This is a genomic window from Haloarcula sp. NS06 (assembly GCF_051122755.1).
In the GTDB taxonomy this organism is placed as follows: Archaea; Halobacteriota; Halobacteria; order Halobacteriales; family Haloarculaceae; genus Haloarcula.
The window spans coordinates 1,520,460-1,534,270 of the sequence record NZ_CP184844.1; the positions used below are offsets into that span (position 1 = coordinate 1,520,460).

Below are 13,811 nucleotides of genomic sequence, written 5' to 3' on the forward strand. Positions count from 1 at the left end.
ACGCTCTTTGACGACTGACTTACGCGTCGGCTGCCCAGGTGATGTACGCAAGTCCGACACCGATCACACCCATTAGGACCGCCGCGACCAGTTGCATGGCCACCGCTCCAGTTGACGGGTTCGTCTGCCACGGCGTGCTGGCGACCGCAGCGAGCGTGGCGACGACGAGCAGTACACCCACAGTCGCGCCCAGTGGGCGCAGCGGTTGCGCGAGTGTGCGCTGAATTGTATCGGTAGTTTCGTCCATACTGGTGACATTCGCTGTCTCGGTGGTAAATGAACCGGTCTCGGACTATGTACTGTTGCGCCGCTTCTTTTGTACATAGAATAGTTGTAGGGAGTTGCACCGGAGCCAGATATGCTCTCCGTTGCACGCGACTGGCAGGGTTCAACTCCCCCACAGCGTTACCACTATTCACTGTCGTTTTGCAGGGAAACGGGCCGGGAGGGAGTTGAACCCCCGACCATCTGGTTAAAAGCCAGACGCTCTGCCTAACTGAGCTACCGGCCCTCGCTATTCGCTCGGGGGAGCGGCGATTAAGGCCTTACGGTCCGTCGTCGAAGTACGACTCGATAGCCTCACTGATGACTTCTCCGGGAGAGACCCCATCGAGTGCGGCCTGCCGGCGGAGTCGACAGTAGGCGTCGCGGTCGAGTTGCGTCCGCATTTCACCCAGCGCGTACCCGTTTCTGGCGAGCGCCGCGTCTACGGACGCGCCGTCATTAACACTGCTGGCAACGGATCGGATCTGGCGGACGGTGAGATCGTGATCGAGGGCGGCCCACGCCAGTAGAAGGCGGGACTCGCCGGAGACTCTGGCGATGTGTTTGGCCGCCGTTGGCGCGATATGCCCCATCGCGACGTGAATACGGACAGACCGGGGGAGGTCGTGGACGCGGGACCATTTCCGGATGAATGAGACCGACGCCTCCCCGCCGGCCCGTTCGGCAGCGGCCTTGTAGGATCCTTCACCACGGACCAGGGCCGCACATGCGGCTGCGCCGCGCAGAATGAACACGTTATCGTCGGCGCCGGCGGTGTTCTCGGAGAATTTTTTGACTGTCTTCGCGGCGAGTTCGAGGCTCTCGGGGTCGTCGGGATCGAACTCGATGGCCTCCTCGGGTCGCTGTCCAGTGAGTGCTGGGTCGCCGCGGATGACCGGCTTACCGACCGGTGATTCACGGTCGGTCGATGGAACGTAGTTATCGGGCCCCTCTGGCATCGATATGTGTTTAGGAAGCGCCGCACAAAAGTACCCCGTACAGGGGTGTCAGTCGTCGGATGCGCTTTCGCTTTCGCGTTCTTCGCTCATGTGCTCCCAAATCTCTGTGCAGCCACAGCCGTCCTCGACATTGTCGAGGTGGTCTGTCGTTGGCTCTTCGCGCTCGGCATCGTCGTCGTGGGTCTGTTGTGCGTTCGTCATCGTTTCTCTCACAGCGACGACCAGCGTGGCCGCCACGGGATGTCGTACTCCTCTGTAATAGCCCCACTATCTTAAGGACGGACTCTGCTGTAAGCTTGGCCCGCACTGCGACTTACCGGCAACATATGTGTGTATCTCGTACAGAGCCTGACAAATAGCGGGTTATTATCATGAGACACACACCGCATGACTGCGGCGGATTCGACTCGACCCGGTGATACTTGCACCCGCCGATGGCCTCAGGTGTTTCGAGAATCTAATGAGATGTAATGACGACTGACGTTCACCAGCTCGACGACGGGGCCTGGATTTCCGTCAACGACTCGCGGGAAGTGAACGTCTCGGACCTGTGGTTGTTGGCTCAAAGCGACTTCTGTGGGTGTGAGACGACGGATTTGCTCGCTGAGGGATTCGTGGAAGTGGGCGTTGATTATCTCGATATCCAGGCGCGAATAGCCGGCCAGTGTATCTCCTGTGGTGAAAGCGGCGTGACCGACTGGCTGACGGTCGGGCGCGTCGTGGACCCAGATTCCGGCGAGTTCTACGGCGTTGTCCACGAGAGCGTCCATTTCCCGGCGAAGCGAACCCGGCTCGCCTGTCCAAAAGAATAGGCAACAATCTCTTGTTTCGGGGAGTGGGGGAGACGGTTGACGGCAAAGTGTGTTGTATAAGTCAGTGAGACTTGTGGAAGAACACATTAGCTATGCCCACGAAAGTCGAGAATTGGAAGGACGAGGTTTACGGTAACGAGATCCGGGAGCATTTGATGGAGTTCGCAGAGCAGGGCTGGGATGCCATCCCGGAAGACGAACACGACGCCTGGTTCGAGCGCTTCAAATGGTGGGGCCTGTATCATCAGCGCTCCGGTCAGGAGTCGTACTTCATGATGCGTATCGGGACGCCAAACGGCGTCATCAAGCCCGGCCAGCTCGAAGTCATCGGCGAAATCGCGAAGGAGTACGCGACCGGTCCCGTCGACAATCCCGAGTTCGGCGAGGCCTACTGTGACTGGACGACCCGCCAGAGCATCCAGCTCCACTGGATCAAACTGGAGGACATCCCGGAAATCTTCGAGAAGCTCGAAGCCGTCGGTTTGGGAACCCAGCAGGCCTGTGGCGACTCCTGGCGGAACATCGTCGGCTGTCCCGTCGCCGGTAAGGACAAACACGAGCACGTCGACGCCTGGCCCGTCGCCGAGGACCTCCACGAGACGTTCAAGGGCAACGACGACTACTCCAACCTCCCGCGCAAGTGGAAGGTCGCCATCGCCGGCTGTGACGAGGGCTGTGGACAGGGCGATATCAACGACCTCGCCTTCGAGCCCGCTGAGAAGGATGGCGAACTCGGATTCAACGTCCGTATCGGCGGCGGCCTCTCCCGCAAGGAACCGCGTCTCGCCCGCGATATCGACGTGTGGGTCCCGCCGGAGCAGGCCGCTGACGTGGCCCACGGCATGTCTTCGCTCTTCCGTGACTACGGTGACCGCGAGGACCGCTTCAACGCCCGCATCAAGTTCCTCATGGACGAGTGGGGGCCGGAGAAGATGCGCTCGGTCCTGCAGGAGGAGTACGTCGACTTCGAACTCCCGACTGCAGGCGAGGACATGCGCGACCAGTACAGCTACAACACTGGGTCTCAGGACGGGCACAACGACCACGTCGGGATTCACGAGCAGAAAGACGGCAACTACTACATCGGCCTGAACGTGCTGGTCGGTCGCATGGGTGCCGACGACGTGCTGGAACTCGCGGAACTCGCCGACGAGTACGGCTCCGGCGAGGTCCGACTGACCCAGCGCCAGAACATCATCGTCACTGACGTGCCCGAGGAGAACCTTGACGAGTTCACCAGCGAACCCCTGCTGGAGAACTACTCCCCGGACCCGTCGCCGTTCATGCGCGGCTCCATCGCCTGCACGGGCACGGAGTACTGCTCGCTCTCTATCGTCGAGACGAAGAACCGTCAAGTGCGGTACGCCCGCTGGCTCAAGGACAACGTCGAACTGCCCGAGGACCACAAGGACTTCCACATCCACCTCTCGGGCTGTACGGCTTCCTGTGCCCAGCCCCAGATCGCCGACGTGTCCCTGCGTGGCATGAAGACCCGCAAGGACGGCGAACCGGTTGAGGCGCTCGACATCGGCCTCGGCGGCGGCCTCGGCGACGACCCGCGCTTTGCCGACTGGGTAGAGATGCGCGTCCCAGCCGATGAAGTCCCTGGCGCGATCAAGAACCTCGTCAACAACTTCGAAGACGCCCGTGAGGGTGGCGAGACCTTCCGTGACTTCGTTGAGGACCGCGACGAGGAGACGCTGGCCGAAATGGTCGAACCGGAAGAGACGGACTACCATGATCCGTACATGCACAACACGAAGATGACGTGGTACCCCTACGCAGAGGACGACGACATGCAGGCCTCGCCCGCGCCGACCGACGGCTCTGGTGAGCCCCTGCCCTCCGACGACTAAGGCGCACTGCTGGGCACTCCCGGTTCGACTTTTGCGAATCGTACAACTGTCCGTATTTTGAATCCCTTTCTTCACCGCCTGTGGCCGGGAGCGCGCTCCGTCGCGCGACCCTCCGTCAGAGCGCTGCTCTGACGAGCCTTCGCTCGCTCCGCTCACGAAGACGGGGGAAGGGCAGGCTCGTTCGAATACACAAAATCAGTAGTTGTCGTTTACGAGCATACCGTGAGCGAAGCGAGCGGTTTCACGCGAATCGCGTTGCGATTCGCGCTTTTTCATCGACGTTTTCCAAGGAGCGGTTCGCGCGAAGCGCGAACCCGACGCCGAAAAAGGTCGTTGGTAAGCCTTATTCGCGGCACTGGCGTACCTGTTGGTGGCAGCGGGAGGCCGGCTCCCGTGGCGCAAGCCATGAGGAAAGTCCCCCCACCTGTCGGACAGGTGACCGGGCGCAAGCCCGGGGCGGAAGACCGTCGGCTCTGGAACAGCAACGACACGTCGTCGCCGGACCGATGAGGTGTGCGAATCCCGAGCGAGGCTGGTCGTGCCCCACCAGACGGTGCGGCACGCGGCCAAAGCGAGGGAGAGGTAACCCACCGAGGGCAGTCGCGACCCGGTGACTCCGGGGCGCGCGTTCGTGGATCACAGTTGTGCTCCACACGTGGGCCATCTTCGATGCCCCACGCATTCCGTGGGCCGTCTGAGACGCCCCACGCTTCCGGCGACGGACCGATGGAACGGCGAAACCTCACCGGTGCAAGGCCGCGTCGACAGGTAGTCCGACGCTGCGCGCAAGCGCTGGACGTGGCCGCTCAGCCGAATGCTGGCCCGAACAGAAGGGGGCTTACTCCCCGCAGCCATACGAGCCTTCTAGCGGCGGGTCCGATGGTTACAAGCCCGCGCCGGCCACAGGCCAGAGTATGACCGCAGCCGACCTTATCGACGCAGTTCGTGACGACCAGCAGACGGAACTCTCCCGACTAGGGTCTTCGAAGACACTGTACGCCGACACCCGCGGCGAGATGGAACCGGACGTGGTACTGGCGGCGGCAGCCGCCCGCGAGCAGGCGGCCCACGACACGTTCGATGCCTGGAGCGACGACGAGCACGACGACGCGGCGGCGCTGTTTGTCGATGCGGCAGCCGAAACGGCCGAGCGCCGTGACAGCACTGATGCCGAGCCGGTCGACCGAACGCCGGCGATGCACGACGTGCTTGACGACTTCAACGGGACGGTCGAACGCCTCGGCGGCTTCGTTGGCTGGACGCTTGTCGATAAGAAGGTCAAGGAACAGTACACCGGCTTCTTCACCGGCCAGGCGGACCCACAGACGGCGAGTACGTTCCGCAGCGCCGGCAGCGACGTGGTGGACCTCCGCGATGAGGCCGCCGAACTGCTCGATTCCGTCTGCGAGGATGACGACGACTGGGACGCCGCGGAGGCGGCTGCTATTGACGTCATTTCGACGGCCTACGACGAGTACTTCGAGACGCTGGAAGACCTTGGTGTGAACCCGAAACCGGTCTGCTGACGGTTCTTCGTGTCCGCGCCTCGTTGCGGGAGCGCCAGATAACGACGCTTCAGTCGTCTCCGCTTGGCCCCTGTCCGGAGTCTGGACTCCGCTCGGCGGGCCCACCATCAGCCGCGGTCTGGCCGCCGCTTGGCCCGCTGTTGCTATCCACCCACCCTGACCGCTTTGCCTGCTGTCCGAGTAGCCGGTCCGCCAGACCGCCTAGCCACTTGAACGCGACATTGACGTAGAGGCCGACGAGGAACGGGACACCGGTGGCCAACTGCGACGACGCGAGTTCCGTCGAGCCGAGTGCCAGACTGCCGAACTGATAGACGCCGACAGCCAGAAGCCAGGCGGCAGGAATCCGCATCAACATCTCGGCAAGGTTTTCGAAGTCGCTCCACTTGTCGTAGTCGTCGAGTGAGGTCATCAGTTTCGTGAAGACATAGCCCAGCGCACCCAGGCCCGAATACAGGAAGACAGCCACCGGTATGATGACTCCCGGCCCGTCACCGCCAACTGTTCTGGTGAGTAGCGCACGGCCGCCCGCTCCCGCTGCCATCGCGATGCCGACAATGGTCAGAACGAAGAACAGCCCGATAACGGCCCAGTTTCCGACCGACCAGCGCCCACTGACGAGAATCTCCTCGCTCTCGGTCGATGTTTCTGTCTCGCCCATGTCAGATATTCGATTATGAAACAGAATAAAACTACAAGACTGTTTATACTCCGTCTGAATCGTATTGGATGCTTACTTTCGAGACTAACACTGTTGCATCTTCTTCCCGTCTCCGGGCTGTCGTATCACCTTTACAACACAGGCCGACTGGTCCGGTCTCACATGAACCACGCGGCTCAAGTCTCTCCAGCCCGATGTATCGCTAATGAGCGACACCGGCGGCCCCCTCTCTATTGACCGACCAGATGTCGACCGCGAGTTCCGTGTCGACGCTCCGTTCGACCCTGCGGGCGACCAGCCCGAGGCCATCGAACAGCTGGCGTCGGGCTATCGCCAGGGGATGGACCGACAGACACTGCTCGGTGTGACTGGTTCCGGGAAGACCAATACCGTCTCGTGGGTTGTCGAGGAGATCCAGCAGCCGACCCTCGTTATCGCCCACAACAAGACCCTCGCAGCGCAACTGTACGAGGAGTTCCGCGAGCTGTTTCCGGACAACGCCGTCGAGTACTTCGTCTCCTATTACGACTACTACCAGCCCGAGGCCTACGTCGAGCAGACGGACACGTTCATCGATAAGGACGCCTCCATCAATGACGAAATTGACCGATTGCGCCACTCCGCGACGCGCTCGCTGCTTACCCGGGACGACGTCATCGTCGTCGCGTCGGTGTCAGCCATCTACGGGCTCGGTGACCCGCGCAACTATATCGATATGTCCCTCTCGCTCGAAGTCGGGCAGGAGATCGAGCGCGATGAACTGCTCGGTCGGCTGGTCGACCTGAACTACGAGCGCAACGACGTGGACTTCACGCAGGGAACCTTCCGCGTGCGCGGAGACACGCTCGAAATCTACCCGATGTACGCCCGCTACGCCCTGCGAGTGGAGTTCTGGGGCGACGAGATTGACCGGATGCTGAAGGTCGACCCGCTTGAGGGCGAGGTCAAAAGCGAGGAGCCAGCCGCGCTGTTGCACCCGGCGGAGCACTACTCGATTCCGGAACAGCGGCTCCAGCGGGCTATCGACGAGATTGAGGAACTGCTGGACCAGCGCATTAGCTACTTCGAGCGGCAGGGCGACCACGTCGCCACCCAGCGTATCGAGGAGCGGACCACGTTCGACATCGAGATGATGCAGGAGACGGGCTACTGCTCGGGTATCGAGAACTACTCGGTCCACCTCTCGGACCGCGAGACGGGCGAGGCCCCCTACACCCTGCTGGATTACTTCCCCGATGACTTCCTCACCGTCGTCGATGAGTCCCACCAGACACTCCCCCAAATCCGCGGCCAGTTCGAGGGCGACAAGAGCCGCAAAGAGAGCCTCGTCGAGAACGGCTTCCGCCTGCCGACGGCGTTCGACAATCGCCCGCTCACTTTCGAGGAATTCGAGGAAAAGACCGACCAGACGCTGTACGTGAGCGCCACGCCGGGCGACTACGAGCGCGAACACAGCGACCAGGTCGTCGAGCAAATTGTCCGTCCGACCCATCTCGTCGACCCGGCCGTCGAAATCGCCTCGGCGACGGGACAGGTCGAGGACCTGCTCGGACGGATCGACGACCGCGTCGACCGCGACGAGCGCGTGCTGGTGACCACACTCACGAAACGGATGGCTGAGGACCTCACGGAGTATCTCGAAGAGTCCGGCGTGAACGTCGCCTACATGCACGACGAGACAGACACGCTGGAACGGCACGAACTCATCCGCTCGCTCCGACTGGGCGATATTGACGTTCTAGTCGGCATCAATCTCCTCAGAGAGGGGCTCGACATTCCGGAGGTATCGCTCGTGGCAATTCTCGACGCCGATCAGGAGGGGTTCCTGCGGTCGGAGACGACGCTCGTCCAGACGATGGGGCGGGCCGCCCGGAACGTCAACGGCGAAGTGGTGCTGTACGCCGACGAGCGGAGCAACGCCATGCAGTCGGCCATTCAGGAGACCCAGCGCCGCCGGCGCATCCAGCAGCAGTACAACGAGGAACACGGCTTCGAACCGACCACCATTGAGAAGGAAGTCGGCGAGACGAACTTGCCCGGCAGCAAGACCGATACTGGCGGCATCTCCGGTGACGGAGCGAGCGACGCCGACGAAACCGCTCGCCAGATCGAACAACTGGAAGAGCGGATGCAGGAGGCCGCGGACAATCTGGAGTTCGAACTGGCGGCGGACATCAGAGACCGTATCCGGGAACTGCGGGAGAAGTTCGACCTAGACGGCGGTGACGACAGCGACGGCGTGCCGGCACCTGGGCCGGAGTTCTGATTCGGATTCTGGGCTCCGCTCTGGCATACTCTGCTTGCACTGCTGTCAACCAGCCTGCCGACTCGCTCCCGTCTCCGCCACCGACGCCGCTGTAATCCGTACTTGGACTAATACAACCAAAATTGTTTTACGCGCTACTGTAGTTGTATAGCGTGATGTCCCGCGTCTCGCTCCCACACGATGCGAAGGCCGGTCCCACCAAGCCGGAGGTCCGGGCCGTCCTCGCTAGCAAACTCGCTCTCACCGGGTCCGACCACTTCGCGGAGGTCGGTTCCTGTACCGGCGCCGTCACCATCACGGCGGCGCGCCAGGCCGGGCGGGTCACTGCGCTCGAACGCAAGGGGAATCGACTCGACGTGACTCGCAAGAACCTCGCCGCCAACGATGTCGACGCCGACGTCGAGTTGCGCGAGGCCGAGGCCCCGGAGGGCCTGCCGGACGACGCCGACGCCCTGTTCCTCGGCGGATCACGCAACTACGAGGCCGTTCTCGACCACGCGGTCGAGACCGGCGTCGACCGAATCGTGATGAACGTCTCGCGGCTCGAAGTCGCCGGTGCGGCGACGGAGGCCTTCCGCGAACGCGACATTCTGGAGGAGGTCGTTCAGTTCCAGGTGAGCCACGGCTACGAACTCGCTGGCGCGACGAGCTTCAACTCGGAGAACCCGGTGTACATGCTCGTCGGCAGCGCCAGCGAGGACGTTGCCGCCGACGGCGGGTCACCGTCTGAGACTGAGGCGACCGACGGAGGCCAGCAATGACCCTCTACGGCATCGGCCTCGGTCCCGGCCAGCCCGATCTGGTGACTGTCCGCGGGAAGCGCACTCTCGAATCCGCCGACGTCGTGTACTCGCCGGGGCGGCTCTCGCGGTCGGTCGCGACCGAGCACGTCCCTGAGGAGCGCATCGGCGACCTCGACTTCCCGATGACACGCGACGAGGACAAGCTTCGGACGGCCTGGAAGGAAGCCGCCGCCGAGATCGCGCCGACCGCCCGCGACGGCGACGCCGCCTTCGTCACGCTGGGGGACCCGAACGTCTACTCAACGTTTGGTCACCTCCGGCGAACGCTCGCGGCGTTCCACCCTGAGGTCGATCTCGAAGTGGTGCCCGGCGTCAGTGCTATGTCGGCATTTGCGACCGCGCTAGGCGTCGAAATCACCGCCGGGTCGAGTCTGGCGCTACGGGAGGCCGACCGCGGCGCGTCGCCGACCGGCCCTGACCGAATGATTCTGTTCAAAGTGACCGACGCGCCGGCCACTCACGAGGGACTGGTCGAGGCCGGCTACGACGTGGTGTACGGCCGCCGGCTGTTCATGGAACAGGGCGAGACGGTCGTGACCGACGACCCGACCGACATCGACGAGCGAGACTACTACACGCTGGCCTACGCCGAGAAGCCCGAGACGCGCGTCGAGCAGGCGACCGACGCCTTCCTCGAAGCGGCCGACGAGAGCGGTGTCGTGACCGACGGCGGCGAGCAGTCTATCGGTGAACTGGCGAGACAGGAACGCTCTGAAGCCGTTCTCTGCGGCGACGAGGTGAAGCATGACTGAGGAACCGAGCGAGACGGACCCACAGACGGCAATCGACTCCGTCGCCGGGAACCGAGACGACCGCGTGTACGAGTACAGTGCCGGCGACGAGCAGGAGGGTATTCCCTTCGTCGGAGCCGGGCCCGGCAACCCTCGGCTGCTGACCGTCGCTGGCCGGGAACTCCTAGCCGACGCCGACCTCGTGGTCCACGCCGGATCGCTCGTCAACAGCGAACTGCTGGAGGAGTACTGTGAGGACGCCGAAACGGTGTCCTCCATCGGCAAGGACCTCGAAGAGCTGATTCCGCTGATGCGGGACGCCTACGAGGCCGGCGACACCGTTGTCCGCCTTCACAGCGGCGACCCCGCCATCTACGGCGCGGCCTTGGAGCAGATGGACGCGCTCGAACACGAGGGCGTCCCGACCTACATCGTCCCCGGCGTCACCTCCGCCTTCGCCGCCAGCGCAACGATGCGAACGCAGCTGACGCTGAACGAGGTCGCCGACCACGTCGCCTTCACCCGCCCGCAGGGCAAGACACTGGACGAGGACGAGGACCACATCTCCGAGTTCGTCGGCATGGGTGACGTCACGACCTGTATCTATCTGGGCACCCATGCCGTCAGCGAGACGATGGACCGACTGCTCGAAGACGGCCACGACCCCGAAACCCCAGTGGCGGCTATTTACCACGCGTCCTGGCCCGACGAGGATGTCATCGAGGGGACAATTGCGACCATCGGCGAGAAGCTGGAGGACGCGGGCTATCGCGCTTCTGCGATGGTCGTCATCGGCGACGCTGTCGGCGGCGAGGACTACGAGCGCTCGTTCCTCTACGGCGACTGGGCGAATCGTGGGAGCGACGCGGATTCACAGGAGGCTGATGACTGATGAGCACTGACACAGACGACGAGTCCGGTTCGCATGGTTGCAAAGCACCCGATTCAGACGGTGAAGTAGCCGACGACATCGCCATCGTGGCCTTCGGGCGGAAGATGGATACGGCCGAGGACATCGTCGACGGCATTGGCGACCGTTACGAATCCATCGACATCCTCGAATACCACGGCGACGTGTTCGAGGAGTACTGGGGCGAGTACGACTGCTTCATCGGGCTGATGGCAAGTGGCATCGCGATGCGCAAGACCGCCCACCTGCTCGACGACAAGTGGGACGACCCTGCCATCTGTGTTGTTGACGAGGAACTCACGTGGGCTATCCCCATCACCGGCGGCCACCACGGCGCGAATCAGGTCGCCGACGACCTCGCAAGCATGGGCGCGGTGCCGGCGATGACGACCGCAAGCGAGGCTGCCGACAAGCAGGGCGTCGAGAAGCAGGCCAAAGCGCTTGACGCACACGTCGTCAACGGCGACTCGACCGTGGCGACGAACCTCGCCGTGCTGGACGACGAACTCGGCCCAATCGAGCGCCTCGACGGGCCGAAGGCCGTGCTGGTCGACGACGACGTGACGGTGCTCAAGCGGAACAAAGACGACGGCGTCGTGCTCGGTTGTGGCAGCGTCGCCGGCGCGGATGTCAAGCAGTTTCACGCGGCCTGGGAACAGGCGCTGGATGAGGCCGACCTCGATCGCGACGACGTGGAGTTCGTCGCCACGGGCACCCGGAAAGCCGACGAGGAAGGGATGCTCGCCGCCGCCGAGGAGTGGGGACTGGGTGTCATTGCCTTTGAGAAGGAGACCTTGGAGGAGTTCGAGGGCCCCACGCCCTCGCGGTCGAAAGAGCTCATCGGCTGGCCGGGCATCGCCGAGGCGTCGGCTATCGCCGCCGGTAGCGAGCATGACCTGCTGGCCGAGAAGACCCGTTACGACGAGGCCGTGACCGTCGCTATCGGGCGCTAACCTCGCTTTCTGCAGAAATTGGGTTTTCGTCTCGTCTTTTCATCACCGAGCAGCTACTGGTCTATCTCTGGCAGCCATCCTACAACTGTCCCGAGTTCCTGTCACTGTACAACTCTAAACTTATTTATTATGTGTGATTGTGATGACAAATGACGCATGACAACACTACTCGAAGACAAGGTGGCAGTCGTTACGGGCGGCGCAAGCGGGTTCGGCCGGGCCATCTGCCGACGGTACGCGGAGCACGGTGCAGACGTTATTGTTGCGGATCGACAGCAGGACCCCCGCGAGGGCGGCGAACCGACCCACGAACTGGTCGAAGCCGAGACCGACCGGACGGCGCATTTCGTCGAATGTGACGTAACCAACCCCGACGATCTGGAGGTGGCCGTCGCCGCGGCCGAGGAACTGGGCGGTATCGACATCATGGTCAACAACGCCGGCATTTCGGAGATAGCTGACTTCTACGAGACCACAGAGGAGGACTACGACCGGCTGATGGACGTGAACACGAAGGGCGTGTTCTTCGGCGCGCAGGTCGCAACTGAGGCGATGCGGGAGAACGGCGGCGGCACCGTCATCAATATGTCCAGCTCCGGCGGCATCCGCGGGACCGGCCTGCTGGTCAACTACTGCACCTCGAAAGGTGCAGTCCGGCTGTTCACATATGCGCTCGCAGACCGACTGAGCAACTACGATATTCGGGTCAACGCCATCCACCCAGGCTACAGCAAGACTCAGATGTTTGAGGACGAGCGCATCGACGACACGAAGAAGATGATGCTGAAGGAACTCATCCCCTCGGGCCGCTTCGGCGAACCCGAGGAGATCGCCGACGTGGCGACGTTCCTCGCCAGCGATATGGCCTCCTACGTCAACGGTGAGAGCGTTGTAGTCGATGGGGGACTGACGAACACCTGACCGAAGCAGCTATTGCACTGTTTGCGGTGTGATTCGCAGATGCGAGGACGGTTGAACAGCCACTGCTGTCGACTCCTTCCCGAACTCGAATACAACCAAACTATCCCCTCCCAACACCTGCGCTTGGACTAGTACAAGCACAATTGTTTTATACGAAAGCGGCGTTGTACTCACCATGCGCCACAGTATCGAGATTCGACCGGCGGTTCTCGGAGACCGAGGATGAGCAGCGACGGACGCCAGTCGACAGCGGCCGCGGCCGAGGCGACGCGTCCAGCCGACTACGGGACACTGTACGTGGTCGGCATCGGGCCGGGCCTCCCCCACGACATGACTCAGCGGGCAAAAGACGTCATCCAGACCGCTGATTGCATCATCGCCTCGAACCTCTATCAGGAGTTCCTCCGGAAGGACGGCACGCTCCCGCCTCAGTCGGCTGAACTCGACGGCGAAACCGATGACGGCGAAATCGCTGGCGAAGAAGGGGCCGTACTGGAGCGACCCGACGGCAGCCGGCAGACACTTATCCGGTCGTCGATGGGCAAGCAGGTCGAACTCGCCCGCGAGGCATTCGAGCGGGTTCGCGCCGGTGAGGACATCGCCCACGTCTCCGGCGGCGACCCGAACGTCTACGGGAAGTCCGACCTGTTGTTTACGATGGCCGACGCCGACGACGCCGACGACGTGCCCATCGAGATCGTCCCCGGCGTAACCGCGGCGCTGTCGGGCGCGGCGAACCTCGGCGCGCCGCTGTCGAACGATTTCTGTACGATTTCGCTGTCGGACAAGTGGCGCGGCTGGGACGAAATCGAGGAGAAGCTCCGGGCGGCCGCAATCAGCGGCTTCGTCGTCGTCCTCTACAACTGCTGGCGCGACTACGAGCGGGCCGTCGATGTTCTCCGCGAAGAACGGGCCGACGACGTGCCCGCCGCTATCGTCAACGACTCCGGCCGCGGCGAGGCCGGGCGAAATCTCGACGACGAGACGGAGACCATCACCACGCTCGGCGACCTGTCCGAGCACGACGACAAGGTCGGCGGCATGGGCTCGTCCATCGTCGTCGGCACCCACGAGACCGAAGTCTGGCGCAACGACTACCAGGAGTTCCTCGTCACCCCGCGCGGCGGGCGTGACGTCGACGATTTCTAA

At 62.9% G+C, this 13,811-nt stretch carries 14 protein-coding genes, 1 tRNA gene and 1 other RNA gene; 11 read left to right on the plus strand and 5 right to left on the minus strand.

The genetic code is table 11. The features are described 5' to 3' along the window. Positions 1 to 19: 19 nt before the first annotated feature. From ACODNH_RS11640 to ACODNH_RS11655, 4 genes are all read right to left on the minus strand, one after another. Positions 20 to 247, minus strand: a complete 228-nt coding sequence (locus ACODNH_RS11640; RefSeq protein ID WP_434531406.1) for a hypothetical protein — start codon at positions 245 to 247, stop codon at positions 20 to 22. Positions 248 to 437: 190 nt separating this feature from the next. Beyond that, positions 438 to 511, minus strand: a tRNA-Lys gene (locus ACODNH_RS11645). A gap of 34 nt (positions 512 to 545) precedes the next feature. After that, complete coding sequence (locus tag ACODNH_RS11650) at positions 546 to 1,223, minus strand: DUF7119 family protein (RefSeq protein WP_306704272.1); 678 nt, start codon at positions 1,221 to 1,223, stop codon at positions 546 to 548. A gap of 48 nt (positions 1,224 to 1,271) precedes the next feature. Then, on the minus strand, positions 1,272 to 1,460 hold the full coding sequence (locus tag ACODNH_RS11655; RefSeq protein ID WP_004964979.1) for a hypothetical protein: 189 nt from the start codon (positions 1,458 to 1,460) through the stop codon (positions 1,272 to 1,274). 233 nt (positions 1,461 to 1,693) lie between these two features. Here ACODNH_RS11655 and ACODNH_RS11660 point away from each other — a divergent pair, with 233 nt between their 5' ends. The 4 genes from ACODNH_RS11660 to ACODNH_RS11675 all read left to right on the plus strand — a co-directional run bounded on the left by ACODNH_RS11660 (position 1,694) and on the right by ACODNH_RS11675 (position 5,417). Beyond that, positions 1,694 to 2,035, plus strand: coding sequence for a hypothetical protein (locus ACODNH_RS11660; RefSeq protein WP_434531407.1), 342 nt, complete (start codon positions 1,694 to 1,696; stop codon positions 2,033 to 2,035). Between the two features lie 92 nt (positions 2,036 to 2,127). Then, positions 2,128 to 3,891: a nitrite/sulfite reductase gene (locus tag ACODNH_RS11665; protein ID WP_306704276.1), complete on the plus strand. Its 1,764-nt coding sequence runs from the start codon at positions 2,128 to 2,130 to the stop codon at positions 3,889 to 3,891. Positions 3,892 to 4,263: 372 nt separating this feature from the next. Then, positions 4,264 to 4,744, plus strand: an RNA gene (gene rnpB / locus ACODNH_RS11670) — RNase P RNA component. A gap of 61 nt (positions 4,745 to 4,805) precedes the next feature. Next, complete coding sequence (locus ACODNH_RS11675; protein ID WP_434531408.1) at positions 4,806 to 5,417, plus strand: rubrerythrin family protein; 612 nt, start codon at positions 4,806 to 4,808, stop codon at positions 5,415 to 5,417. Positions 5,418 to 5,466: 49 nt separating this feature from the next. Here the strand turns inward: ACODNH_RS11675 and ACODNH_RS11680 are convergent, their stop codons facing one another. Beyond that, entirely contained in the window at positions 5,467 to 6,078 is a 612-nt protein-coding gene (locus tag ACODNH_RS11680; protein ID WP_434531409.1) for a hypothetical protein, read from the minus strand. A 205-nt stretch (positions 6,079 to 6,283) separates the two neighbouring features. Here ACODNH_RS11680 and uvrB point away from each other — a divergent pair, with 205 nt between their 5' ends. The 7 genes from uvrB to ACODNH_RS11715 all read left to right on the plus strand — a co-directional run bounded on the left by uvrB (position 6,284) and on the right by ACODNH_RS11715 (position 13,811). Continuing rightward, positions 6,284 to 8,344 carry an excinuclease ABC subunit UvrB gene (gene uvrB / locus ACODNH_RS11685; protein ID WP_434531410.1) on the plus strand — a complete coding sequence of 687 codons (2,061 nt, stop codon included), beginning with the start codon at positions 6,284 to 6,286 and terminating at the stop codon, positions 8,342 to 8,344. A 155-nt stretch (positions 8,345 to 8,499) separates the two neighbouring features. Continuing rightward, entirely contained in the window at positions 8,500 to 9,105 is a 606-nt protein-coding gene (cbiT, locus tag ACODNH_RS11690) for a precorrin-6Y C5,15-methyltransferase (decarboxylating) subunit CbiT (RefSeq protein WP_434531411.1), read from the plus strand. Beyond that, positions 9,102 to 9,899, plus strand: coding sequence for a cobalt-factor II C(20)-methyltransferase (locus tag ACODNH_RS11695; protein WP_434531412.1), 798 nt, complete (start codon positions 9,102 to 9,104; stop codon positions 9,897 to 9,899). Before cbiT ends, ACODNH_RS11695 begins: the two co-directional genes overlap by 4 nt. Further along, positions 9,892 to 10,770, plus strand: coding sequence for a cobalt-precorrin-4/precorrin-4 C(11)-methyltransferase (locus ACODNH_RS11700; protein WP_434531413.1), 879 nt, complete (start codon positions 9,892 to 9,894; stop codon positions 10,768 to 10,770). The genes ACODNH_RS11695 and ACODNH_RS11700 overlap by 8 nt, the downstream gene beginning before the upstream one ends. Beyond that, positions 10,770 to 11,741 (plus strand): cobalt-precorrin 5A hydrolase, encoded by a 972-nt coding sequence (gene cbiG, locus ACODNH_RS11705; protein ID WP_434531414.1) that lies wholly within the window; start codon positions 10,770 to 10,772, stop codon positions 11,739 to 11,741. The genes ACODNH_RS11700 and cbiG overlap by 1 nt, the downstream gene beginning before the upstream one ends. Before the next feature lie 156 nt (positions 11,742 to 11,897). Next, positions 11,898 to 12,662 carry an SDR family oxidoreductase gene (locus ACODNH_RS11710; RefSeq protein ID WP_434531415.1) on the plus strand — a complete coding sequence of 255 codons (765 nt, stop codon included), beginning with the start codon at positions 11,898 to 11,900 and terminating at the stop codon, positions 12,660 to 12,662. A gap of 222 nt (positions 12,663 to 12,884) precedes the next feature. After that, positions 12,885 to 13,811, plus strand: coding sequence for a precorrin-3B C(17)-methyltransferase (locus ACODNH_RS11715; protein WP_306704286.1), 927 nt, complete (start codon positions 12,885 to 12,887; stop codon positions 13,809 to 13,811).